Here is a 24924-nt window from a genome sequence, read left to right on the forward strand (position 1 = left end):
GGTCCTCGTGGACCGGGCCTCTCACGTCAGCGGATCGCTCCGCCGTCAGTGCGAGATCACTTCGCGGACTCCAGCTCGAGCAGGCGCTGAACGGCCGCGGTGAGCTGCTTGTCGGCCTGCGCGTAGGCCACCTGGTCGTCGGCGGCCAGGGCGGCGGCCTTCGCGTCCAGGGCCTTCTGCACGTCCGAGACGGCCTGCGCGTACTCGTCGCCCTCGGCGGGCGGAGTGACGGTGCCCTCGTTCGGGTCCTCGGGCGCCGGGGTGGCGCCCGGGTCGGCCGGCGTCTCCTCCGGATCGGTCGGCGTCACATCCTCGTCACCCGTCGGTGCGCCCGAATCGCCCTGGAAGAGCGTGTCGAGTGCTCCGGCCAGGGTGTCCTCGAAGGCGAGCTGATCGCCGAACGCCACCAGCACCTTGCGCAGCAGCGGGTAGCTCGTCCCGCCGCCCTTCGACTGGACGAACACCGGCTGCACGTAGAGAAGGCCGCCGCCGACGGGGAGCGTCAGCAGGTTGCCCAGACGCACGTCCGAGTTTCCGATCTTGAGGACGTTCATCTGCGCCGCGATCGAGGCGTCCGTGTTGAACGAGTTCTGCACCTGGCCCGGGCCGGGCACCGTGGTGTCGGCCGAGATCTCGAGCAGGCGGAGCTTGCCGTAGTCCTCGCGCTTCGTTCCGTCCTCGTCACCGGCGTCCGCGTCGACCGAGAGGTAGCCCATCAGCACATCGCGGTCACCGCCGTCGGGGATGAAGGTCGTGAACATCGAGAACGTCGGGTCCTCCTGGCCGGGCATGCGCATCGACAGGTAGTACGGCGGCTGCAGCACGGTCTCGTCGGACGGGTCCTCCGGCGTCGTCCAGGCGTTGTCGCGCTGGTAGAACTGGCCGGCCGTGTCGACGTGGTAGGTGCCGAGCATGGCGCGCTGCACCTTGAACAGGTCGGTCGGGTAGCGGACGTGGCTCATGAGCTCGCCCGACATCTCGCTGATGGGCTCGACCGTCGAGGGGTAGACCTTCTGCCAGGCCTCGAGCACCGGATCCTTCTCGTCCCAGGCGTAGAGGGTGACCTTGCCGTCGTACGCGTCGACGGTGGCCTTGACCGAGTTGCGGATGTAGTTGATGTCGTCGATGCGCAGGTTCGGCGCCGGGGTGGTGGCGTCGCTGATCGCGTTCGACAGGCTGACCCCCGTGGAGTACGGGTAGGTCGAGCTCGTCGTGTACGCGTCCACGATCCACACGATGCGGCCGTCCACAACGCTCGGGTACGGGTCGCTGTCGATCGTCAGGTACGGCGCGACCTTGTTCACGCGCTGCGCCGGGTTGCGGTCGTAGAGGATCTGCGACTTCTCGTTCACGTTGTCCGAGAACAGGATCTGCTCCGACTGGAACTTCATCGCGTACAGCAGCTTGTTGAAGAAGTTGCCGACGCTGGGGCCCGCGTCACCCTGGAAGGTGGTGCGGGTCTCGCTGGCGCCGTCGGTGCCGCGCGGGTAGTCGAGCTCGACCGGATCCGATCCCTCGGGCGCTCCGACGATCGAGTACAGCGGCGACTCCTCGCCGAAGTAGATGCGCGGCTCGTACTCCTGATCGGACAGGAAGCCGGTCGAGGGGATGCTGCCCTCGATGAAGACGGGCTCGCCCTCGTTCGTGCGCTCGTTGCCCTTCGCGGCGACGAGGCCGTAGCCGTGGGTGTAGACCATGGTCGTGTTCTGCCAGGTCTGCGCGCTCTCGTCGAGCTCGTCCAGCTTGAGCTCGCGGACGGCGGTCACGGTGTCCTGCGTCTCGCCGTCGATCTCGTAGCGGTCGACGTCGAGGCGGTCGCCGAACCCGTAGTACTGGCGGTACTGCTGCAGCTGCTGCACGGTCGGGCTGATGATGGCCGGGTCCATCAGGCGCAGCGACGCGGTGGTGTCGGCGTCATCGCGGAGCTGACCGGCCTCGACCTCGGTCGTGGCGCTGAACTCGGTCTTCTCGATGCCGTCGATGCCGTACGCGGCGCGCGTGCCGTCGACGTTGCGCTGGAAGTAGTCCATCTCGACCTCGCGCTCGTTGGGGCGCACCTGGAAGGTCTGCACCGCCCACGGGTAGCCGATGCCGACGACGAGCGAGGTGACGATCAGCAGCGCGGTCGCGATGAGCGGGTAGCGCCAGCGGCCGATGATCGCGGTGATGAAGAACAGGATGCCGACGAGGGCGGCGACGACCGCCAGGATCGTCTGGCCGGGGATCACCGCATTGACCTCGGTGTAGGCGGGTCCGGTGATCCGCTCCCCCTCTGCCACGAGGTTCGCGAAGCGATCCAGCCAGAGGCTGCCGGCCTGGATCACGAGGTACAGCCCCGCGAGCACGGCCAGCTGGATGCGGGCGGGCTTGGAGATGCGCAGCTCGCCGCCGCCGATCCGGACCGATCCGTAGAGGTACGAGACGAGAGCCGTCATCAGCAGGCTGATCAGCACGACCGCCGAGGCGAAGCCGGCGAGCGCCTGGTAGAAGGGCATCGCGAACATGTAGAAGCTCGCGTCGAGACCGAACTCGGGGTCGACCTGACCGGTCGGCACGCCGTTCATCCAGAGCGCGGTGGTCTCCCACTGCGCGGACGCGGCGAAGCCGGCGAAGAACCCGAAGAAGACCGGGATGCCCCACATCGCGAGGCGACGCAGCGGCTCGACGACCTCCTGGTAGCGGTCGAGCTGCGAGCTCAGACGCGCGTAGACGGGACGCAGGCGGTAGGCGAGGAAGATCGCCAGCCACACGGGCCCGGCCATGCCGACGAAGCCGATGACGAACATCACGACGCGTGCGAGCCATTGCGTGGTCAGCACGTTCTCGAAGCCGAGCTGGTCGAACCAGAGGTACTCGGCATAGAGGTTCGAGAACGCGAAGAACGCGATGACGAGCGCCGCGATCACGGCGAGCGAGATCGTGACGATGCGTCGGAAGGGGGACGGTGCGGCCGCCCGGGGCGCGGAGGTCGAGGTCACCCTTGTGAGCCTACCCAGTGGGGCCTATGCCTCAGCCGCGAGCCGCCCTCTGTTCGCGGCCAGCGTTCGGATCCGGATCGGATCAGCCCGCGGTGCACACCGGCAGGTCGTCGGTCTTGCCCGCCGAGATGGCCTCGAGGGCGCCGAGCGAGTCCTCCAGGGTGTCGACGGCGAAGACCTGCAGACCGTCCGGGACGTGCCCCACGACCTCATTGCAGTTGGCCGCCGGCGCGAGGAACCACTCGGCACCCGCGTCGCGCGCCCCGTAGAGCTTCTGGCGGATGCCGCCGATCGGGCCGACCGTGCCGTCGGCGGCGATCGTGCCGGTGCCGGCCACGTCCTCGCCCCCGTTGAGCGCGCCCGGGGTGAGCACGTCGATGATCCCGAGCGCGAACATCATGCCGGCGCTCGGGCCCCCGACGTTGTCGAGCTGGATGGTGACGTCGAACGGGAAGTCGAAGGCCGTCGTCAGCGTGATGCCGATCAGCCACGCCTGCTGCCCGTCGACCTCGGCCTCGCGGGGGGTGACCTCGACCGTGCCCTTCTCGCCGTCGCGCTCGTAGTCGATCGACACGGGCGCTCCCCCGGCCTCCTGGATCAGCTCGCGCAGCTGCCCGGCGTCGGTGATCTCGGTGCCGTCCGCGGCCAGGATGCGGTCGCCCTCCTCGATGAGGCCGGCGGCGGGCGCGTCGTTGCTGGCGATGCTCGCGACCACGACCTTCGCCCCCACGTCGTAGCCGAGCTCGCTGAGGGCCGCGGCCGTGGCCTCGGCCTGCGAGTCGACCATGAGGGTCGCGTTCTGCTCCTCGCGCTGCTCGCTGGTGACGCCCTCGGGGAAGACGTTGTCGATCGGGACGACGGCGCGCGACGGATCCATCCAGGCCAGCGCCAGCTCGAACCACGAGGGGGTGCGCTCGCGATTGCCGACCACCTGCACCGTGGTGAGGTCGAGGGTGCCGGCCGTGTCGTCGAAGGTGTCGGTGCCCGAGATCGCGATCAGCGGCACCTCCTCACCATCGGCCGACTCGGCGGTGCCGATGGTGTCGTAGACGGGTCCGGGGCGCTGGATGACGTAGGCCGTCGGCAGGAAGGTGAGGGCGACGAGCACCAGCAGGGCGACGACGATCGACCACATGCCGATCACCAGGCGGCGCTCCCTGCGGGGGTCGCGACGTCGGTTCTGCGACTGCTCGAACAGCGTCACGTGATCTCCCTCTGGGCCGGAGGCCGTCGTCGTTCGCGGGCGGCGTAAGACCGCATCAGCTGCAGCCGCGGCGGCCCGGGACGGGTGAGACTAGCGTAGTTCGCAATCGTGTGACCGGCTGAAAGGCGGCTGACGTGGAAGATGACGACCGCTCCCCCGAGGACGAGTTCCGGGAGCTGATGGGGCAGCTCTTCGGGGCGTCCGGCGGCCAGTTCGATCCCGCTCAGTTCGCGCGGATGGATCCTGAGCAGCTGGCCCGTCTCTCGGGCCTGGGAATCGACCCGGCGACGCTGTCGCAGGTGATGCAGAACCTGCAGAGCGCCTTCCGCGGCGCGGGCGCGGGCGGCGGCATCGACTGGGACGTGACGCGGCGCCAGGCGCTGCACCTCGCGAACCAGGACGGCCTGAGCGTCACGAGCGGCCAGCGGGCCGACCTGGACCAGGCGTTCCACCTCGCCGATCTGTGGCTGTCGGAGGCCACGACGATCTCGGATCTGGCGGGCACGCCCCACGCCATCACCCGCGGCGAATGGGTCGAGAAGACGCTGCCCGTGTGGCAGGAGCTGTCCGAGCCGGTGGCCACCAGCATGGCCGACGCCTTCACCGAGAGCCTCAGCCAGCAGGTGCCCGAGGACATGCAGGGCCTCGTCGCGAACGCCGGTCAGATGATGCGCCAGGTCGCCGGATCGATGTTCGCGACCCAGCTCGGCCACGTGGTCGGCAAGCTCTCGCTCGAGGTCGTCTCGGGCGGCGACGTGGGCATCCCCCTCCTTCCGGCCGGCGAGGCCGCGATCCTGCCCCAGAACTTCGCCGACCTCGGCCACGGGCTGGAGATCCCCGACGACCAGCTCGCGCTCTACGTCGCCGCGCGCGAGCTCGCCCATGCGCGCCTGTTCCGCCACGCCAAGTGGCTGCGCCTGCACGTGCTCTCTCAGGTGACCGAGTACGCCCGCGGCGTGCACATCGACACCGAGCGCCTCGAGGAGATGGCGTCGCGCATCGATCCCTCCGACCTCGACGAGCTGCGCCGGGCGCTCGAGTCCGGTGAGCTGCTCCCCCAGCAGACCGAGGCGCAGCAGCTCGCTCTCGCGCGCCTCGAGAACATGCTCGCCCTCATCGAGGGCTGGGTCGACGTGGTGACCGCCGACGCGACCTCGCGCATCCCCCAGCTCGATCGCATCGCCGAGGCCATCCGCCGACGCCGCGCCGTGGGCGGGCCCGCCGAGGACGCCCTGGGTGCTCTCGTCGGCCTGAAGCTGCGCCCGCGCCGGCTGCGCGAGGCCGCGGCGATGTGGCGGGCCGTGACCGAGGCCGTCGGCATCTCCGCGCGCGACGCGCTGTGGGACTCGCCCGACTTCGTCCCGGAGTCCGAGGACATCGACGACCCGACGCGGCTGATCGCGCGCCTCGAGGCGACGGCCCGCGGCGAGGCGCCGCAGCGCGACGAGATGGACGACGCGCTCGAGCGGCTGCTGTCCGAGGCGTCGGATCCGGATGCCGCGCCGGACGCATCGTCGGCGGATTCATCGGCGGATTCGCCGGACGGCGAGGCTCCCGAGGGGCCGGACGGCGAGGCTCCCGAGGGGCCCAAGCCCGTCTGAGGTTCGTCCCCAGTTCCCGCCCGAGGGGGTCTCGGGCGGGAGCTGTGGAGAGCGGATCCGCGGAGCGCGCGGATCGCCCACCATGGGTCGCATGACCTACCTACGGCTCGACCCCGCGCATCCCCTGCTGTGGCGGGACGAGCGGACGCTGCAGCTCGGCGCGCACGCCGTCGTCACCGTCTGCGACCCGCAGCCCTGGCAGGAGCGGGTGCTCGACGCGCTCGAGCGCGGTGTCGACTCCGACGCGCTCGCGCGGATGACGTCGGCGCTCGCGGTGCCGCCGGACGAGTTCGCGGCCTTCGTCTCGCGGCTCCAACCGGCCGTCGCCCGGCCCGCGCCCGCCCGCGCCGTCCAGCTGCGCGCCGCGGACAGCGTCGATGCCGGCACGTGTCTGGACGTCGCCGAGGCGCTCGGCGCCGCGGGGGTGGCGGCGTGCCTCGCCGGCCCCCAGCAGCCGTTCGTGCGCGGCGAGCCGGTGATCCTCCTGGCGCAGCACCACCTGCCGCCGCACCTCCCCGCGCGGGTGATGTCCGAGGATGTGCCGCATCTCGCCGTCGTCTTCGATGCCGGCGGGGTGACCGTCGGCCCGGTGGTGGAGCCCGGGCGCACGGCGTGCCTCGCCTGCCTGTCCGCACACGAGCGCGACCGCGACGCGGCCTGGCCCGCGATCGCCGCCCAGCTGGTGTCGCGCCGGCCGCTCGCGGTGCCGCGGGCGCGCGCCATGGAGGCGGGCATGCTCGTCGCCCGGCTGCTGCGCGAGCGCGGCGCGGGCGGCGACGTCAGCGCGACGTCGTCCGTGCGGTCGGACGCGAGCGCCCGCCGGACGTGGCGTTCGCATCGACCGCACGCCGAGTGCCTGTGCGGGGCGGCTGCCCCGGTGCCAGATGCGGGCCGATCTCGGCGAGGAACCGAGACGCCGCCCGCTCCCCGCGCCCCGCATCCGACTGCCGCGCCCACGAGATCGACAGCGTTCGCGCGGCGCGCGTGATGCCGACGTAGGCGAGACGGCGCTCCTCGTCGACGCCCTCGGCGGTCTGCGCGTACGAGATGGGCAGCAGCCCCTCCGAGAACCCGAGGAGGTGCACGTGCGGCCACTCCAGTCCCTTCGCGGCGTGCAGCGTGGAGAGCGTGACGGTGCGCATCGACAGCTCGTGCTGATCCTTCGCCCGCGCCATGAGGTCGTCGGCGAACGCCCGCAGGGTGGCGTCGCGCGGCGCGTCCTCGGCCAGGCGCAGGATCGCGGCGCGCGCCTCCCACGCGTCGCGCAGGGCGCCGCCGGCCGTCGGCGGCTCGTCCTGGTGCCCGATGCCGCGGAGGGCCGTGCGGACGTCGTCGACGAAGCCCGCCCCGGTCGGGGCGACGGCGGCGGCCCGGATCGCGAGCACCGCCTGCCGCACCTCCGGCATGTCGAAGAAGCGGCGCCCGCCGAGGACGGTCGTGGCGATGCCGTGGGCGGCGAGGGCCTGCTGGATCCCCGCCGACTGCGCGTGCGAGCGATAGAGCACGGCGATCTCGTCGTGCTGCGCCGTGGCGAGCTGCGCGGCGATCGCGGCGGCGACGCCCTCGGCCTCCGACCGCTCGTCGGGGTAGGCGGTCACCGACGGGCGGGGCGCCTCCGGGTCGGCGGGGCGGGTGGCGGTGAGGGTGAGCGCTCCCGGCCGCCCGACCATCAGCGCGTTCGCGACGTCGAGCACGGCGGCCTCGGAGCGGTAGTTGCGCTCGAGGCGAACGACCGTCGCATCCGGGTAGCGCGCCCCGAAATCGAGCAGGTACTTCGAGTCGGCGCCCGTGAACGAGTAGATCGTCTGGCTGGCATCTCCCACGACGCAGAGATCGCGGCGGTCGCCCAGCCAGAGCTCGAGCAGGCGGTTCTGCAGCGGCGAGACGTCCTGGAACTCGTCGACGGTGAAGTGACGGTACTGCTCGCGCACGGCGACGGCGACCCGCGGCTCCGCCTCGAGCATGCCGGCGCAGGCGAGCAGCACGTCCTCGAAGTCGAGCTGGCGGCGCTCGTCCTTGAGCTTCTCGTATCGCCCCATCAGCTCGACGAGCGCGTCGGTGCGGATCGAGCCGACGGTCCGCCTCAGCTGGGCGTACTGCTCGATCGAGCGCATCGTCACCTTGCGCCACTCGATCTGCGACGCCACATCCCGCAGCGTGGCCCGGTCGGGTCGCAGGCGCATCGCGTCGGCGGCGTGCGCGAGCAGCTTCACCTTGTTGTCGATGATCCGCGGCGCCTCGTCGCCCGCCACCTGGGGCCAGAAGAAGTTGAGCTGCGACAGCGCCGCGGCATGGAAGGTCTTCGCCGAGACGCCGTCGATGCCGAGCGCCCGCAGGCGTCCCCGCAGTTCGCCGGCGGCCTTGGTCGTGAACGTGACCGCCATCACGCGCTGCGGCGAGTACGCGCCGGTGTCGACCCCGTGCGCGATCCTGTGCGTGATGACACGCGTCTTGCCCGCCCCCGCGCCCGCGAGCACCACGACCGGGCCGCGCAGTTTCGAGGCCGCCGCCCGCTGATGCTCGTCGAGGCCGTCGAGCGCGCTCACGACTCGAACCACTCGCGGATGAGGCGACGGGCGATCGATGCCTCCCCCGGCAGCCCGAGCTCCCCGCGGCCCGCCAGGGCCTCGCCGATCTCGGCGCGGGTGTACCACTGCAGGTGGATGATCTCGGTGCCGTCAGGGCGCGCCTCGTCGGGGTCGACCGCCGTCGCCTCGAAGCCGAGCATCAGCGAGTGCGGGAACGGCCACGCCTGCGATCGCACGTACCGCAGATCCGTGACGCGGACGCCGGCCTCCTCGAGCATCTCGCGGTGGATCGACGTCTCGAGCGACTCCCCCGCCTCGACGAACCCGGCGAAGCACGAGTGCATCTGCCCGCGCCAGTTGACGTTGGCGCCCAGCAGGATCCGCTCGCGCGCGGCGTCCGTGATGGCCACGATCACGGCGGGGTCGTTGCGCGGGAAGTGCTCACGGCCGCAGCGATCGCAGCGGCGCGACCAGCCGGCCTGGCGAAGGACGGCGTCGCCCCCGCAGGACGGGCAGAACCGATGACCGGTCAGCCAGCGGCCGAGGCTCACGGCCACCACGAGGCTGTCGGCCGACGCGGGGTCGAGCGCGGCGCCGATCTCTCGCGGGCCCGCCCAGCCGCCCGCCGATTCGAGCGGCGCGGGCGCGTCCGCGGGGAAGGCGGCCACGAGCACGGCCGCGCCGTCGGCGGCGCGGCCGACGAAGCCCCACTCCGCACCGGCGGGCACCTCGTCCGGGGCGAAGGAGCGGATCCGGGGATCGTCGCTCTCGTCTCGCACGGCGAGGGCGCCGTGGACGACGATCACCCGGGTGCGGCCGTCGGCGCGCGCCCGGTCGATGAGACCCGGCTCGTCTCGCTCGGCGGCGGCGCGATCAACGGCCGCGGGGCCCGTCGTGACGGACTCGACCGGCGCAGCGGCATCGGGACGACTCATGGGTGCTCCTCGCGTGACTCGCGGCGAGGCGCAGAGCACTGTGCGCTCACTGTGCGCTCTCGCGGGCGTGGCGCGGGCGGATCGCCCGGGCCTGCGACCTACCCTGGGGGGCATGGCACGCTCTCCTCTCACTCTAGCTGCGGCCGCCTCTGCGGCGGTCCCGGACGCCGAGGTGATCGGGGCCCGTCGCCTGAGCGCCGGCGGCAGCGGACGCTTCGACGCCGCGGTGGTGACGCTCCGCGACGGGCGGGAGCTGGTGGTCCGGGTCGCGCACGAGGACGGCGTCGACCAGGAGATCGCGGCCGAGGTGATCGCACTGCGGGCCCTCACCCCCGGCGTGCGCGGCATGCTTCCCTTCGCGGCGCCGGAGTACCTCGGCGCCGCCGCCCTGCCGCAGGGGCGCGCGGTCGTGACGACCTACGTGCCGGGCTACCTCATCGACGCCGAGGAGATCCCGCCGGGAGAAGGCGCCGCCGCGTCCGTCGGGCGGGCCCTCGCGGCGCTGCATGCCCTGCCGCCGTCGGTCGTCCGCGCGGCTGGCCTGCGCGAGCGCACCCCCGAGCAGTCGCGCGCCGACGTGCGCCGCGTGGTCGAGGCCGCCTCGCACAGCGGGCGCCTGCCCGTGCGGCTGACCGTCCGCTGGCGCGACGCGCTCGAGGACGACCGCCTGTGGGCGTTCGAGCCGGCGGTGTGCCTGGGCGGCACGCAGGCCACCTCGTTCCTCTTCGTCGACGACCAGCGCGGTGCGCCCGGGGTCTCGGGTGTGCTCGACTGGCACGGCCTCTCGATCGACGATCCGGCCGTCGACCTGCGCTGGATCGCCTCGGCGCCCGACGCCGCTAAGGACATCTTCCGGGCGTACGGCGAGGCGGCCCACCGCGCGCCCGACGCCGCCGTGCGGGTGCGCGCCCGACTGCACGCCGAACTCGAGTTCGCCCGCTGGCTCGTGCACGGTCTCGAGTCGCATCGCGCGGACGTGGTCGACGACGCCGCCGCCCTGCTCGAGTCGCTCGCCGAGGGCATCCGCGACGACGACCTGCTCGGCGACCTGGACGACGGTCGCACCGACATCGACGAGGCGATGACCGCGCTCGCGGGTGTGCCGCAGCCGGCAGCCGCCCCGATCGACACCTCGATGCACACCGACGCGTTCGACGCCGACGACCTCTCGCTCGCCCCGGACGCGTCGTGGAGCGACGAGAAGCGGGCCCGCGCGGCCTCCGCCGCCCAGGCGACGCAGCCGATCGACCCGTCGGAGTTCGTCGGGATCCCGGATTCCGTCGTCCCGGGGGCGCCGGATCACACCGACACGGACGCGATCCACACCATCACGCCCGACGAGGCCGAGCAGGCGAAGGAGCGGTCTCAGGCCGACGACGCCGCGCGGGCCGCGTTCCAGCGCTGGACCAACTCGGCCTCCGAGTAGACCCGGTCGTCGCGGATGACGAGGTCGTCGGCGACGTAGAAGAGGGCCACGTCGATGTCCTCCAGCGGCACACCGTGGCGGCGGTGGTACGCGACGCGGTACAGCGCGAGCTGCAGCATGCGCTGCTCCCGCTCGGCGGCCGTGCGGGGCGCCTTGCCGGTCTTCCAGTCGACGATCTCGATCCGGCCGTCGCGCTCGTAGACCGCGTCCAGCTTGCAGATCACGATGTGCGACGCGGTGCCGTCGGGTGAGGGCATCGCGAAGTCGATCTCGGTCTCGACCTCGATCGGCCGCAGCGCCGCCCATTCGCTCCGCAGGAACGTGTCGCGCAGCGCGGCCAGCGCGCTCTCGTCCTGCGCGGAGACCTCGGTCTCGGGCGCGAGATCCAGGTCGCCCCAGAGCTCCTCGTCGCTCTCCCACAGCGCGTCGTCCGTCGAGCTGCCGGGCCCGGCGATGCCCGATCGCTGCTCGACCCACTGATGGAAGAGGGTGCCGATGCGGGTCTGGGTGTACGGCCGCTCGGGAAGCGGGCGGTCGATCTGCGCCACCGTCCCCGCGAAGTCGGCCACGTAGTCCTTGAAGCGGGACGCGGGGATGCGCGTGGGAGCCGCCAGCGCCCGCCCCCGGCTGCGCTCCTCGCGCTCGGCGAGCAGGCGCGCCGCCTCGAGGGTGGGTTCAGCAGGGGCCGTCCGCGCCACGCGCTCCGCGGCCCGCGCGACCCGGGTGCGGCGGTGCCCCAGCGGATCCAGCGGCCACTCGCGCGTGAGCGCGGTGCCCTCGTAGGGGTTGTCGTCCTTGTCGACCTCGCCGATCTCCTCCAGCCCCAGCTCCTCGATCGCATCGAGGAGGTACGGGCTGGGTCTGCGCGGAGACTTCTGCCCCGCCCAGTGCGCGCCGGTGAGGAGCAGGTCGGATCGCGCGCGCGTGAACGCGACGTAGGCCAGACGACGCTCCTCCTCCTGCTGGTAGTCGCGGTAGGCGTCCTTGAAGCGCGTCAGCGCGCCACCGTGCGGGTAGGCCTTCGTCTTGCCCGCGGCCAGCGAATCGAGCGCCGCCTTGTGCCGCGCGGCCGCGTCCGGGCCCGCGTCAGCCATCGCCGTCGCCGGGTCCCACTGGAAGCGCGGCAGCGCGGCGGCATCGCCGCGGAGCGAGAACGGCGCGACGCCGAATCCGAACCACCCCGAGGTGTCGCTCACCCGGCTCGGCAGCTCGTCGTCGACAAGTCGCACGACCGCGACGGCATCCCACTCGAGGCCCTTCGAGCCGTGGATCGTCAGCAGCTGCACCACCCCGGGCTCGGGCGGCTCGGTGCGCGGCATCAGCTCGTCCGTCGACTCGGCCTTGTCGAGCCACGCGAGCAGGCTGCCGATCGTGCCGCGCTCGTCGGCCGAGAGGAAGCCGCGGACCTCGTCGACGAACGCACGCAGCTGGGTCGAGGCGACCCGGGCCGGGCCTCGCGTCTCGTTGGCGGCGAGTTCGATGTCGAGCCGCAGCTCGAGCTCGATCAGGCGGATGAGCTCCGGGATCGGCTGCGCGACGGCGCGGCGCAGCCGTTCGAGCAGCTCGCCCGCCTTGCGCAGGCGACGTCGCCCCTCGGGGCTGATGTCCTCCAGCAGGCGGTAGCCGTCGCGCGTGGTGCGCACGAAGTCGACCGCGTCGACGATCGACACGGCCTCGTCGATGCCCGCGGAGCTGCGCAGGCGCGCCTTGAGCTCATCCGTCAGCGGCGTCAGGCCGCCGTCGCGCCGCGCCAGCTCGGTCGCGAGGTCGTACAGCGCCGCCATGTCGGCGACTCCGACACCGAATCGCGGGCCGACGAGGAGGCGGATCAGCGCGGATCCGGCCGTCGGGTCATGCAGCACCCGCAGCATCGACACGACATCGGTGACCTCGGGGGTGGACAGCAGGCCACCCAGTCCGAGGATGCGGTGCGGGATGCCGCGGTCGCCCAGCGCGGTGGCGAAGGTCTGCATGTGCTTCTTCGAGCGGAAGAGGATGGCGCCGGTGTGCGGCTTCGACCCGGTGTGCGCGGCGCGCACCGACTCGAACCACTCGGCGACCGCCGCGGCTTCGTCGTCGACCGTGAGCTCGAAGCGCGAGGCCACGCGCCCCTCGCCCGCACCCGGACGGGCCTCGAGCTCGGGCACGTCGAACGATCCGCGCCCCTGCAGCGGCCGCAGCACCCGGTTCGCCGTGGCGAGAATCCTGGCGTCGTTTCGCCAGCTCGTCATCAGGCTGAAGTGCGCGGCGGGCGTCTCGCGCGCGAACGCGCGGTCGAACGCGTAGAGGTTGTCGGCGCTCGCGCCGCGCCAGCCGTAGATCGACTGGTGCGGATCGCCCACCGCCATCACCGTGCTGTCACGGAACAGCTCGGCGAGGAACTGCGTCTGGATCACCGAGGTGTCCTGGTACTCATCGAGCAGCACCACCCGGTACTGCTCGCGCAGATCCGCACGCACCTGCGGAGCGCGCTCGACGATGTCGTACGCCCCGTTGACCTGATCGGCGAAGTCGAGCACCCCGCGGCGCTCCTTCTCGGCGATGTAGTCGCGGACGAGCTGGACGAGGATCGGCATCGCCCCGAGGTTGGCGGCCGCCTTGTCGACCGCCTCCTTCTCGCGGTACGGCTCGAACTGCGCGGCCTGGTCGAGGGCGGTGCGCTCGAGCCCGTCGAGGTCGATGCGGTGGTCGAGCACCTCGGCGGCGAGCCGCTGCACGGCGTCGACGACCCCGTTCAGCGCCCGATCGACGTCCTCCAGCCCGGGGATGCGGGCGCGCAGCACCACGTGCCGGGCGATCAGCCACGAGGCGGACTGGCTGAGCATCGCGGCGTCGGGATCCCGCCCGATGCGCGCGGCGTGCTCTCGCACGATGGCGTCCGCGAACGCGTTGTAGGTGGCGACCCGCGGACGGATCATCAGGTCGTCCGCCGTGCGGGGGGCGGCCGGATCCCAGCCGGTTCCGTATGCGCCGGCCAGCCCGTCGAGCACCTCGCGGCGCACAACGTCGCGCTGGGCGACGGAGGCGGCGGCGTCGACCCGGGCGAGAGCGCCCTCGGCGACGATCCGTCGCAGGTGCGGCAGCAGGCCGCGACGGCCGAACTCGTCGATCAGCGCCAGGCGCGCCCCGATGCGCTCGGCGAGCTCGCCCGCCGCCTTGCGGGTGAACGTCAGCCCGAGGATCTCATCGCGCCGCACGTGCTCGTTCGCGACGAGCCACACCACGCGCCCCGCCATGGTCTCGGTCTTGCCGCTGCCGGCACCGGCCACAACAAGGGCGGGGCTCGGCGGCGCCTCGATCACCCGCTGCTGCGCGGGCGTCGGGGTCGGCAGCCCGAGCGCCGCCGCGATGTCGGTGGCGGAGAGCCCGTGTCCGCGCGGCCACGCGGGAGCCGCGGCGTGCTCGACATCGATATCGGTCTGCATCGTCATATCTGCTCTGGCGTCCTATGCGCTCACGGACGGGATGGTGTGGATCCGGCAGGGCTTCACGAACATGCCCTCGGTGCAGTGCGCATCGACCTGGGCGGTGAAGCTCGAGGCCGACATACCGCGTGCCGCCTCCGCGACGCGCCGCAGGAACTCGGTGCGCGGCTCGTCCGCGAGGCGGTGCTGATGAGCGACGCGGTACTGGCTCTTCGCGAGGGTCTGCGACACGATCACGAGCCGCGCTCCGGCCAGCCCGTGGGCGGGCGCGCCGTCGATCAGGCCCTCCTGCACGGCCACCTGGTACGCCGCCAGCTGGGCGTGAGCGCGGACGTCGTTGTCGCCGGGCTTCTCATAGCGCCCGCTCTTGAGGTCGACGACCACCACGTGCTCGGCGGCGTCACCGGATCCCGCCATCGCGGTCCATCCCCGCGAGCGCGCCGGGGCGTGCTCGCCGCTGCCGGGCGGGTACGTCTCGACCCGGTCGATGACGCCGCGCACGATCGCCCGGCGCGGCCCGTCGAGCTCGTCGCCGACGTAGACCCGCGGCGCGGCGTCCGCGTCGGTGACGGTCTCGACCGCGAAGGTGAACTGCGCCTCCGAGGCGACGTGCGCTCCCCCGTCGCCATGCACCTCGCGGAGGTAGGCGTGCAGCCGGTCGACGTACAGCTCGGCCCTGGCACGCTCCTTCACCGCGATCCAGGGCGTCTCGAAGTCGAGTTCGGGCCAGCGCTCCTCGACCACGGAGCGGAGCCCATCGAGATCGCCGTCAGGGAACCGCTCGAGCGCGGCGTGCAGGATCGTGCCGATGCCGGCGCTCGGGGCGGTCACCGTGTTGCCGCCCAGGCTGTCGATGGCCCAGCCGAGACCGCACTCCTCGAACGCCTCCATGCGCGACGGGGACACCCGCGCCGGGCCCGCATCGAGATCCCGCAGCGGCTCGGTGGTCGAGGGCGCGCGCACGCCGTACCAGTCGCCGGGGTCGGCCCCGGGCACGTCGGCCGCGGCGAGCATCGACAGCTGCCCCGCGGCCTCCGCGCGCTCACGCTCGTCGTCGGAGGAGGTCAGCGTGCGGCGGTGGCGCGCGACGAGCCCCCGCAGGGTCAGCGGGTGCTCGGACCGGACGTCGTCGCCGGAGGGATCGGGGAGGAACGAGAACAGGGCGCTGGGCCCGGTCGTGTCGTCATCGACCGCCGTCACGAGCAGCCGGGTGCGGGCGCGGGAGACCGCGCGGACGAACAGGCGCAGTTCGTCGTGCATGGCGGCGCGTCTGCGGTCGAGGGCCCCGAGATGCTCGACCTCGAGCCGGCCCGCGCGCCGCGCGGCGATCGTCTCAGCCAGGCGCCACGACTCGAGCAGGCCACCGCGCAGGCGCACGTTGGGCCAGACGCCCTCCTGCACGCCGGCGATGACGACGGCGTCGAACTCGGCGCCCAGCGCATTGGCCGGAGTGAGCAGCGTGACGGCCCCCACGCGATCCGGGGACGACAGCGTGTCCTCGGGGACGTCGCTCTCGAGGATCTCGCGGATGAATGGCAGCGGGCCCTCCTCGGGGCTGCGCTCGACCGATCGCTTGGCCGCGGCGAACAGGGCGACGAGGCCGTCGAGCGCCCTCCCCACCTCGGCGGCGACCGGCCCGTCGCCCTGCGCCAGCTGAAGCCAGGCGCTCTCGAGGCGCTGCCCGTCGCCGGTGCGCGCCCGATCCCACACGAGCCACAGCAGCTCGTGGATGGTCGCGCCGCGCGCGCCCTCGGCGTGCACCATGCGCAGCGTCTCGGCCAGGCGACGCCCGGTGCGGGCCTCGGGGGTGTCGATCAGGTCGAAGGCGGCGGGCTCGCCGAGCGCCTCGTGCAGCAGCTCTCGCGCAGGGCGGTTGCCGCCCTCGGCCAGCTCGCCGTGGCGCATGTGTGCACGCAGCCGGCGCAGGCCGATGCCGTCGAGCCCGCCGAACGGCGACCGAAGCGCCTCGATCAGGCTCTCGGGGTCGCGCGCGTCGTGATCGTCCAGCCCGAGCCGCACGATCTCGACGATGTCGTGCACCACGCTCTCGCTGCCGAGCGGGCGCTGCACGCCCGCGGCCCGGGTGGGCACCTCGCGCGCCGCGAGCTCGGCCTCGAGCATCGTGAGCTGCCGGGTGTCGTGCGCGATCACGGCCATCCGCGACCACGGCGTGCCCCCGAGCAGGTGCCAGTCGCGCAGCGCCCAGGCGATGCGATCGACCTCCTCGTACGGGGAGCTCGCGAGGAGGGTCTCGATCACGCCGTCGGGCTCGGTCTCGGGGCCGGGCGCGCGCCGGTGGGCGACGACGCCGGCGGTGCCGATCGCCTGCGTCACGCTGCGCGTCAGGCGGGTCAGCGCGGGGGCGGACCGATGCTCGCCGTCGAGCACGTGCCGGTCGCCGAGCGACGTCGACAGACGCAGGAAGAGCTCGGGCGTGACGCCCCGGAAGGCCCCCGACCCGATGTCGGGATCGCCGAAGGCGAGAACCGCGACGCCGCGCGCCCGCAGCGCCTCGACGACGGCGATGCCGCCGCGTGTGAGCTCCTGCGCGTCGTCGATGAGCACCACACGCAGGCGCTCGAGACCAGCGATGACGGTGCCGTCGCGCAGGGCGACCGCCGCCTCGCCGTAGAGCTCGGCGACCTCGCGATGGGGCGAGCGCATGCCGTCGAGCACGTTCCGGTAGTCGCGGAGGAAGCGCGCCACGGAGGTCCAGGCGGGCACGTCCAGCGACGCGAGCTCGGTGGGCCCGACCCCCAGCTCCGTGAGCTCGCTGAGGAACGCGCGCAGCTCGGAGCGGAAGCCCGTCGAGGCGCGCACCGGCGCGCCGAGGTGATCGGGCCAGAGGGGCATGCCGTCGGCCTCGTCCTGCTCGTCGCCGGCGAGGATGTCGGCCACGATCCGATCCTGATCCGCGCCGGTGAGCAGCTTGGGCGGCTCGTCGCCGCGGCGGACCGCCTCGGCGCGCACAACCTGGAAGGCGAACGATCCCACCGAGCGCGCGAGCGGCCCGGGGGTGGCGACCTGGACCCGCACGCCGAGCTCGTCGCGCAGACGCGTGGCCGACCCGCGGGTGGGGGTCAGGACAACGAGCTCGTCGGCGGCGACCCCGCCGCCGAGCAGCCGTGCGACGCGCTCGACGAGCACGGCGGTCTTGCCCGTGCCGGGTGCCCCGACCACCGTGCCGGACGCCTCGGCCGGCAGCATGAGGACGGCCTCCTGCGCGCGATCCCAGCGCCGCGTGCCCGCCGTCGAAGTCATGTCTCCACGCTAAGCGGCGGCTCCGACATTCGGCCGCGATGCGGCCCCGCGTCGCGGGCGAGAGCCGGGCGCGTTCGCCCTCAGCGTTCACCGCCTGCCGCGTCGGCGCCCTGCCATAGAGTTGTCGCACGACCCGCTCGCATCACCCCGCGGCGGCTTCTGGCGCGACGAAAGGCAGTCACCTGTGGACATCCGCATCGGCATCATCAACACCGGCCGCGAGCTCAGCTTCGAGTCGTCCGAGAGCGCCGACGCTATCAAGGCCACCGTGGCCGAGGCCATCGCCAGCGGCAGCCCGCTCAGCCTGAGCGACATCAAGGGCAACTCGTACATCGTCCCGACCGCGAACCTGGCGTTCGTCGAGGTCGGCAGCGAGGAGACCCGTCGCGTCGGCTTCGTCGCCTGACATGTACATCCTGCTCGCCCTGATCGCCGCGGTGGCGATCGGTGTCGGCATCCACTTCGCACTGCCGGGCCGCACGACCCGCGGCGTGGCCGTGGCACCCGCCATCGCGGGCGGGACGGCGGCCGTCGTCTACGCGATCTGCACGTGGTCCGGACTCGGCGAGGGCAGCATCTGGACCTGGGTCGCGGTGCTCGCCGCCCCCGCTCTGCTGTCGTGGGGCGCGACCGCCGCGTTCAGCCGGGTCCGCGCCACGCATGACGCCGAGCGCGCCCGCGCCGCCGGCCTCGCCGCCTGACGCGCGATCCGAAGATCCCCTCGCCCGCCCGGCGAGGGGATCTTCGTCTGTGCGGGCCTAGCCTTGCCCCGTGAGCATCGGACTGCACCACGTCGAGATCTGGGTCGAGGACGCCGAGCGCGCGGCGGCCGAGTGGACGTGGATCCTCGGGCGACTGGGCTGGACCGCCGACGGCGCATGGCCTGGCGGCTTCTCGTGGCGAGCCGGCGACCTGTACATCTCCTTCACCGAGGCGCCGCGTCAGCGGGGCTCCCACGACAGGCGCCGCGAGGGGCTCAACCACCTCGCCTTCCGCGGCGGCGGTCCGCACGATGTGGACCGCATCGTCGCCGAGGCGCCCGCGCACGGCTGGACACCGCTCTACGCAGAGCGATACCCGCACGCCGGTGGTCCGGATCACCACGCGGGCTGGCTGGAGAACGGCTCCGGATTCAAGGTCGAGATCGTCGCGGACGCGCCGGACGAGGGCGTTCGGGGATGAGCGCCTACCGGCGGCCGGCCATCGCGCCGCGGGAGTTCGTCGATCCGGCCGGCCATCCGATCGCGTACGGATCGCGCTGGCGTGAGGAGTCGCCGCCGCGCCTCGGGGAAGCCGCGGCGATCCTGGAGACCGCCGGCGACCCCTGGCGCGCCTGGCCGCGTCGCTGACGCCGGCGCAGCGCTCAGGCGGCGGTCGTCGCCAGCGGTGCCGCTCGCTCGAGCTGCGGGAAGGCGCGCAGCACCATGTCGACGAGGCGGTCGAGCGACCGCGTCAGCGGGTCGGTGGCCGGGACCCCGTGCTCGAGCTCGATGTCGTCGATGGCCTCGCCGATCTCGGCGTCGGTCATGCCCTCGTGGTTGACGGTGACGCCGATCACCCGGGTGTCCGCGAACGCCTCGATGAGCTTCACCTCGCTCGCGAGCGTCGGCATCGCCACCATCGGGAAGTCGCCGAGCACCTCGCGGCGCGGAGCGTGCTGGACCACCACACCCGCAGGGCGGCTGCCGCGCAGGATGTGCGCGGAGGTCAGGTAGGCGGGGTGGCTGAGCGCCCCCTGGCCCTCGACGATGATGATGTCGGGATCCTCGCCCTCGAACGCGGCGACGACCTGGTTCTCGACCTCGCCCGAGCAGAACTGCGGCACCAGGGCGTCCAGCGCGACGCCGTATCGGCCGCCCTGGATGATCGTCGTCTGACCCGTGCCCACCATCACCGCGCGGATGCCGCGGTCGTTCAGCGCCTGCACGAGGAGGGTGGCGGTGGTGCGCTTGCCGATCGCGCCGTCGGTGCCCAGCACGGCGATGCGCGGGCAGGTGACGTCGAAGATCCGCCCGGAGAAGAGGTGGAGGTCCTTGGTCTCGCGGGGACGACGGATGTCCGTGATCGTCACGTTGGCGAGGATGCTCGCCGCCGCGAACTCGGCGTCGTCGCTCAGGAACTCGTGGAGCCCGTTGATGATGTGCATGCCGCGGGCGATGCCGTCCAGCAGCACCACGCGCTGCGCGGGCGAGAGCAGCCCGTCGGCGGGGGCGACGCCGCAGATCAGGTAGTCGGGCACCCGGCCGGCGTGCGCGATCGCCTCGGCGAGGTCCGCCAGGATCGGGATGCCCTCCGGCTCGCCGTCGAGGACCATGCCGGCGTCGGATCCGGCGTGGCGGCTGTCGAGGACGCTGAGGATCTCGTACTTCTCGGAGTGACGCACGAGGCCGTTGGCGGTCTTGCCGTCCTGCTCGCCGAACTGCCCCTCGCAGTACACGATGGCGGTGGTGCCGGCGGGGATCTCGGGGAGCGAGATGGAGCGGGCGTCGGAATGGGTGCGCATGGTTCTCCCAGCAGTCACACAGAGCGGGCGACTGAACACGGAGAGGCCATGGGCCGGTCGGCAGACGAGAAGACATCCCTGATCGCCGGCGAGCTGCCGGCTGCGCTCACCGTAACAGGTGGACATGCGCTCCCGCCCGGGCGCGTCGCCGGTGCGGAGCGGCGCTAGGACGAGAGCCCGAGGGCGTCCATCCGGCGCGCGTGCGCGGCCATGAGGGCCGTGAAGACGGGTTCGACCTTCTTCTCGTCGTCGACGCCGAGGCGCTGCGGGCGCAGGGCCGCACGCGCGACGAGCAGGGTGTCGCCCACGAGCCGGCGGGCCCACATCGACAGCAGCGAGCGCATCTCGTCGTCGGTGTCGATGGTCGAGCGGATCAGGTCCACGATCAGCTCGCGATCGCTGTCGACGTTCAGGATCCGCGCGATGCGGCGGCCGGTGTCGGCGTACTCGGCGGCGAGGGTCCGGTAGAAGTCGTCGAGCATCCCGGCGGTGATGTGGACGGACAGCATCGTCTCGCGGGGCCGGGCGCCGATCGTCGCCCAGCGGAACTCGTCGAGCTGCTGCTGGAAGGGGCGCATCACCTCGGCGGGGTCATCGCCCCGATCGCGGATCACGTCGACGATCGCGCGGTGCTTGACGAGGGCGGCGCCGGCCGCGAGCGACAGCGCCTCCTTCTCGTTCAGATCCGGGGTCGCGCGGATGAGGCGTGACAGCGTCTCGAAGTAGCCCAGCTGCAGGTAGGCCGCCTGCCCGAGGAAGGTCTCGACGTCGGGCGCCAGCTCCTCGAAATCGACCCGGGTCGCATCGCCCATGTCGCCGCGCGAACGCAGCCGCAGGATCCGCGCGGGCGGGCGTTGGCGCCAGAACCTCCAGTTGACCACGGGCCCAGCCTAGAGCGTGCGCGCGGCGGTCCCGGGGATCCGAGAGGTCGCTCGGGTAGGCTGGCACCGTCCCCGGCGACGGATCGGGGCCGCCGCGCCTGGAGCAGACAAGGGCGTGGATCTCATCTCCTCAGGCGGCGACGGCCGCCGGACAGGCCGCACACAACAGTGACCACCTTCACCGACCTCGGCGTCGACCAGGACATCGTCGACGCTCTCGCCTCCAAGGGCATCGTCGACTCGTTCCCCATCCAGGAGCAGACCATCCCCCTCGCCCTCCCGGGCCAGGACGTGATCGGTCAGGCCAAGACCGGCACCGGCAAGACCTTCGGCTTCGGCATCCCCGTGGTGCAGCGCCTCGGCCAGACCCCCGAGCCGGGCGTCAAGGCGCTCATCGTCGTCCCGACCCGCGAGCTCGCGGTGCAGGTCTACGAGGACCTCCAGCTGCTCACCTCGAACCGCCCGACCAGCGTCGTCGCCATCTACGGCGGCAAGGCGTACGAGGGCCAGATCGAGCAGCTCAAGGCGGGCGCGCAGATCGTCGTCGGCACGCCCGGCCGCCTCATCGACCTCGCGGGCCAGCGCCTGCTCGACCTCTCGAACGCGACCGAGGTCGTCCTCGACGAGGCCGACAAGATGCTCGACCTCGGCTTCCTCGCCGACATCGAGAAGATCTTCCAGAAGGTCTCGCAGACGCGCCACACGCAGCTGTTCTCGGCCACGATGCCCGGCCCGATCGTCGCGCTGGCGCGACGCTTCATGACCAACCCGATCCACATCCGCGCGACGGATCCGGACGAGGGCCTCACGCAGGCGAACATCAAGCACGTCATCTACCGCGCGCACTCGCTGGACAAGGACGAGGTCATCGCCCGCATCCTGCAGGCCGAGGGCCGCGGCAAGACCGTGGTCTTCACGCGCACCAAGCGCGCGGCGCAGCGTCTCGTCGACGAGCTCGGCGACCGCGGCTTCAACGTCGGCGGCGTGCACGGCGACATGGGCCAGGAGCAGCGCGAGCGCTCGATGGCCGCGTTCAAGGCGGGCAAGGTCGACGTGCTCGTGGCGACCGACGTCGCCGCGCGCGGCATCGACGTCGACGACGTCACCCACGTGATCAACCACACGATCCCGGACGACGACAAGACCTACCTGCACCGCGCCGGACGCACCGGCCGCGCGGGCCGCACCGGCATCGCGATCACGTTCGTCGACTGGGACGACCTGCACAAGTGGGCGCTCATCAACCGCGCCCTCGAGTTCGGTCAGCCCGAGCCGACCGAGACCTACTCGTCGAGCCCGCACCTCTACACCGACCTCGACATCCCCGCCGGCACCAAGGGGCGCCTGACGACGGCCCCGCGGGCCGAGCGCGCCCCGCGCACCGACCGCCCGGCCCGCACCGACCGTCGCACGGGCGATGGCCCGGTGCGCAACGAGCGCCGTTCGGGCGAGGGCGAGCCGCGTCAGCGCACGCGCCGTCGTCGCGGCGAGGGCGAGGGCGAGGCCACCTCCGAGACCCCGGCCCCCATCGCCGAGCACGGCGCTCCCGCCGAGGTGACCGAGGGCTCCGGCACGCACGACGGCCAGGGTTCCGAGCACCACGACGGCAAGCCCGCCGCCGCGCGTCGCCGCCGTCGTCGCCGTCGCTCGTCGGGCACAACCGCCCAGGGCGCCTGAGCCTCAGCAGTTCCGCCACAGAACGCCGTTCCGGATCCTCCGGGGCGGCGTTCTCTGGCGAAAGCGGGCCTCAGGAGGGGTAGACGGGAGCGGTGCCCGTGGCGCGCTCGATGATCCGCTCGACCATCTCGTCGCTGGTGGTGTTCTCGCCGGGCACGTTCGGCTTGCCGCGGCCGTGGTAGTCGCTCGAGCCCGTGACGATGAGGTCGCTCTCGGCGACGAGGCGACGCAGCAGGCGCTTGCCCTCCTCGGTGTTCTCGCGGTGGCCGATCTCGAAGCCGGCGAGCCCCGCATCGATCAGGTCGCGCAGCAGCGACGAGGGCAGCACCCCGCGGCCCGAGGCAGGGTGGGCCATGATGACCACACCCCCGGCGGCGGTGACGAGGTCGACGACGCGGAACGGATCCGGCGCGTAGTGCGGCTCGTAATAGCCACGGCGCGGGTGCAGCAGCCCGTCGAAGGCCGCGCTGCGGTCGGCGGCGAGACCGCGCGCGACGAGGGCGTCGGCGATGTGGGGCCGGCCCACCGTGGCGTCCGCGGTGGTCTGGGCGAGCACGTCGTCCCACGTCAGGTCGTAGTCGCGCCCGATGCTGTTGACCATGCGCTCGGCGCGCCCGATCCGGTCGTCCCGGATCCGCTCGGTCTCGGCCCGCAGGGCGGGGTGCTCGGGGTCGAAGAGGTACGAGAGCATGTGGACGCTGCGCCACTCGTGCTGCGCGGAGAACTCCATGCCGGGCAGCAGCGTCATGCCGAGCGACGTGGCGGCCTCGGCCGCCTCGGCCCAGCCCGCGGTCGTGTCGTGGTCGGTCAGGGAGACCGTGCGCAGCCCGTGCCGGTGAGCCGATGCCATGACGTCGGCCGGCGGCTCGGTGCCGTCCGAGCAGACGGAGTGCAGGTGCAGATCGCTCGGCCCGGTGAACCTCTTGCCGTCGTCGTCATGCACTCGCCGATCGTATCCCCATCCTCAGAGCCGGAGCGCACCGGACTCCAGGCAGAACCGCGCCGGATATCCCAGGGTTTCTCAGCGGGCCGACCTAGGGTCGAAGGCGTGCTGCGACTGCTGGGGATCATCGTCACGGTGCTGTTCGCGATCGCGACGGCCATCGTCAGCTGGCCCCAGTTCTTCCGTCTCGAGCAGGTGACGCCCGTCGCCCAGATCGTGTCGATGCGCGGTGTGCTGGTGGTCGCATTCGCGGCCCTCACGCTGCTGTTTCTGCTGCTGGCCCTGGCCCGCCCGATGCGCGGATTCGCCATGTCGGTCGCGCTGGTCGCCGGCATCGGCGCCATCGCGGGCGGGGTGACGCTCGGCATGCGCGGCTATGGCGAATCGCTGCCGCCCGAGACCGAGTCGAGCGTCCGCGTGATGACCTGGAACACCGCCGGCGACGCCACGGGCGCCTACCAGATCGCCCAGTCGGCGGTCGCGATGGACGCCGACATCATCGCGCTCCCGGAGACCGCCCAGACCGTGGGCGAGGACGTCGCGGTCGAGATGCGCGAGCTCGGCCGTCCCATGTGGGTGCACCACGTGCAGTACAACAAGGACATCGAGCGCGGCCCGCAGTCGTGGGTCACCACGATCCTGATCTCACCCGACCTCGGCGACTACGCCGTCATCGGCTCGTCGGACGACGGCACGAGCAACACCGGCATGCTGCCGAGCGCGGTGGTTATGCCGGTCGACGGCACCGGCCCGACGGTCGTGGCCGTGCACGCGATCGCCCCGCGTCCGGCGTACATGGACAGCTGGCAGCAGGACCTGCGCTGGATCGCCGACCAGTGCCCGCAAGACCTCAACGTGATCATCGCGGGCGACTTCAACGCGACCCTCGACCACATGTCGCCGCTGGCGGCGGGCAGCGGGCAGCTGGGCTACTGCCACGACGCCGCGGCGGCCACCGGCAACGGCGCGGTCGGCACGTGGCCCACGGACGTGCCGTCGCTGCTGTCCACCCCGATCGACCACGTGATGCACTCCGACCACTGGCGCGCGACCGGGTCGGTCGTGCTGACGACGCTGGACGGCACGGGCAGCGACCACCGCCCGCTGATCGTGCAGCTCGAGCCGGTCGACTAGCTCGCGCGCGACCGGCCGCGGCGGACGAGCATCGCCACCAGGCGCCACGCGAAAAAGGCGAGCCCGAGGAACAGCGTCGCCACGATGACGAACGGCAGCGCGGCGCCCTGGCCCGAGAGCAGGCGCAGGATCATCCCGATCACGAGGGTCGACACCCACACGATGCCGCCGACCGCGAAGCCGTCGGGGCGCCGGTGCGTCGCCGCGCCGATGGCGGATCCTGCGGCGAGCCCCAGGATGAACGGCCACGCGGTCGTCAGGTAGCCCGTCACCGACAGATCCTCGTGATGCGAGAGGCGCCCGATCGCCGCGAAGGCCAGCACCACCACGAGATCGATGCCGAAGACGGCCAGGCGATGAGGGCGGACGGGCTCGGTGCTCATCCCGCCAGGCTACGGGAACCCCCACCGGGGTTGCGCGGGCGGTGT

The 24924-nt window shown here is 72.5% G+C and carries 18 protein-coding genes; 8 read left to right on the top strand and 10 right to left on the bottom strand.

Annotated elements, in window-relative coordinates; genetic code table 11:
• Positions 1–56 precede the first annotated feature (56 nt).
• The gene (locus ACOKGD_RS09305) at positions 57–2978 is read right to left on the bottom strand and encodes a UPF0182 family membrane protein (RefSeq protein ID WP_342334460.1); all 2922 of its coding nucleotides are present in this window, start codon (positions 2976–2978) and stop codon (positions 57–59) included.
• Between the two features lie 82 nt (positions 2979–3060).
• Positions 3061–4182, bottom strand: a complete 1122-nt coding sequence (locus ACOKGD_RS09310) for a YlbL family protein (protein ID WP_342334459.1) — start codon at positions 4180–4182, stop codon at positions 3061–3063.
• A gap of 179 nt (positions 4183–4361) precedes the next feature.
• Here ACOKGD_RS09310 and ACOKGD_RS09315 point away from each other — a divergent pair, with 179 nt between their 5' ends.
• Positions 4362–5783 (top strand): zinc-dependent metalloprotease, encoded by a 1422-nt coding sequence (locus ACOKGD_RS09315; protein ID WP_342335497.1) that lies wholly within the window; start codon positions 4362–4364, stop codon positions 5781–5783.
• A 779-nt stretch (positions 5784–6562) separates the two neighbouring features.
• Here the strand turns inward: ACOKGD_RS09315 and ACOKGD_RS09320 are convergent.
• Positions 6563–8329 carry an ATP-dependent helicase gene (locus tag ACOKGD_RS09320; RefSeq protein ID WP_342334458.1) on the bottom strand — a complete coding sequence of 589 codons (1767 nt, stop codon included), beginning with the start codon at positions 8327–8329 and terminating at the stop codon, positions 6563–6565.
• The gene (nudC, locus tag ACOKGD_RS09325; RefSeq protein WP_342334457.1) at positions 8326–9246 is read right to left on the bottom strand and encodes an NAD(+) diphosphatase; all 921 of its coding nucleotides are present in this window, start codon (positions 9244–9246) and stop codon (positions 8326–8328) included. Before nudC ends, ACOKGD_RS09320 begins: the two co-directional genes overlap by 4 nt.
• A gap of 112 nt (positions 9247–9358) precedes the next feature.
• Between nudC and ACOKGD_RS09330 the strand changes: the two genes are divergently transcribed.
• On the top strand, positions 9359–10672 hold the full coding sequence (locus ACOKGD_RS09330) for a phosphotransferase (protein ID WP_342334456.1): 1314 nt from the start codon (positions 9359–9361) through the stop codon (positions 10670–10672).
• Here ACOKGD_RS09330 and ACOKGD_RS09335 read toward each other — a convergent pair.
• A complete protein-coding gene (locus ACOKGD_RS09335) occupies positions 10612–14097 on the bottom strand; it encodes an ATP-dependent DNA helicase (RefSeq protein ID WP_342334455.1) in 3486 nt (1161 codons plus the stop codon). The genes ACOKGD_RS09330 and ACOKGD_RS09335 overlap by 61 nt on opposite strands.
• Before the next feature lie 21 nt (positions 14098–14118).
• The gene (locus tag ACOKGD_RS09340; RefSeq protein ID WP_342334454.1) at positions 14119–17358 is read right to left on the bottom strand and encodes an ATP-dependent DNA helicase; all 3240 of its coding nucleotides are present in this window, start codon (positions 17356–17358) and stop codon (positions 14119–14121) included.
• 184 nt (positions 17359–17542) lie between these two features.
• Between ACOKGD_RS09340 and ACOKGD_RS09345 the strand changes: the two genes are divergently transcribed.
• The 4 genes from ACOKGD_RS09345 to ACOKGD_RS09360 all read left to right on the top strand — a co-directional run bounded on the left by ACOKGD_RS09345 (position 17543) and on the right by ACOKGD_RS09360 (position 18707).
• Entirely contained in the window at positions 17543–17764 is a 222-nt protein-coding gene (locus ACOKGD_RS09345; protein WP_342334453.1) for a DUF3107 domain-containing protein, read from the top strand.
• Position 17765: 1 nt separating this feature from the next.
• A complete protein-coding gene (locus tag ACOKGD_RS09350) occupies positions 17766–18059 on the top strand; it encodes a hypothetical protein (RefSeq protein WP_342334452.1) in 294 nt (97 codons plus the stop codon).
• Positions 18060–18129: 70 nt separating this feature from the next.
• Entirely contained in the window at positions 18130–18540 is a 411-nt protein-coding gene (locus ACOKGD_RS09355) for a VOC family protein (RefSeq protein WP_342334451.1), read from the top strand.
• A complete protein-coding gene (locus ACOKGD_RS09360) occupies positions 18537–18707 on the top strand; it encodes a hypothetical protein (protein ID WP_342334450.1) in 171 nt (56 codons plus the stop codon). The genes ACOKGD_RS09355 and ACOKGD_RS09360 overlap by 4 nt, the downstream gene beginning before the upstream one ends.
• Positions 18708–18721: 14 nt before the next feature.
• Here ACOKGD_RS09360 and ACOKGD_RS09365 read toward each other — a convergent pair whose 3' ends face one another.
• Entirely contained in the window at positions 18722–19861 is a 1140-nt protein-coding gene (locus ACOKGD_RS09365; RefSeq protein WP_342334449.1) for a DUF1611 domain-containing protein, read from the bottom strand.
• 164 nt (positions 19862–20025) lie between these two features.
• Positions 20026–20742 (bottom strand): ferritin-like fold-containing protein, encoded by a 717-nt coding sequence (locus ACOKGD_RS09370; RefSeq protein ID WP_342334448.1) that lies wholly within the window; start codon positions 20740–20742, stop codon positions 20026–20028.
• A gap of 168 nt (positions 20743–20910) precedes the next feature.
• On the opposite strand from ACOKGD_RS09370, the gene ACOKGD_RS09375 reads away from it, so the two are divergent.
• Entirely contained in the window at positions 20911–22419 is a 1509-nt protein-coding gene (locus tag ACOKGD_RS09375) for a DEAD/DEAH box helicase (protein WP_342334447.1), read from the top strand.
• A gap of 70 nt (positions 22420–22489) precedes the next feature.
• On the opposite strand, the gene ACOKGD_RS09380 is transcribed toward ACOKGD_RS09375, so the two are convergent.
• Complete coding sequence (locus ACOKGD_RS09380; protein WP_342334446.1) at positions 22490–23362, bottom strand: PHP domain-containing protein; 873 nt, start codon at positions 23360–23362, stop codon at positions 22490–22492.
• A 105-nt stretch (positions 23363–23467) separates the two neighbouring features.
• Between ACOKGD_RS09380 and ACOKGD_RS09385 the strand changes: the two genes are divergently transcribed.
• Positions 23468–24496: an endonuclease/exonuclease/phosphatase family protein gene (locus ACOKGD_RS09385; protein ID WP_342334445.1), complete on the top strand. Its 1029-nt coding sequence runs from the start codon at positions 23468–23470 to the stop codon at positions 24494–24496.
• Here ACOKGD_RS09385 and ACOKGD_RS09390 read toward each other — a convergent pair.
• Positions 24493–24879 carry a DUF3054 domain-containing protein gene (locus ACOKGD_RS09390; protein ID WP_342334444.1) on the bottom strand — a complete coding sequence of 129 codons (387 nt, stop codon included), beginning with the start codon at positions 24877–24879 and terminating at the stop codon, positions 24493–24495. The two genes, ACOKGD_RS09385 and ACOKGD_RS09390, sit on opposite strands and share 4 nt — an antisense overlap.
• Positions 24880–24924 lie beyond the last annotated feature (45 nt).

It is taken from the genome of Microbacterium phosphatis (assembly GCF_049177115.1).
GTDB classification, from domain to species: Bacteria; Actinomycetota; Actinomycetes; order Actinomycetales; family Microbacteriaceae; genus Microbacterium; species Microbacterium phosphatis.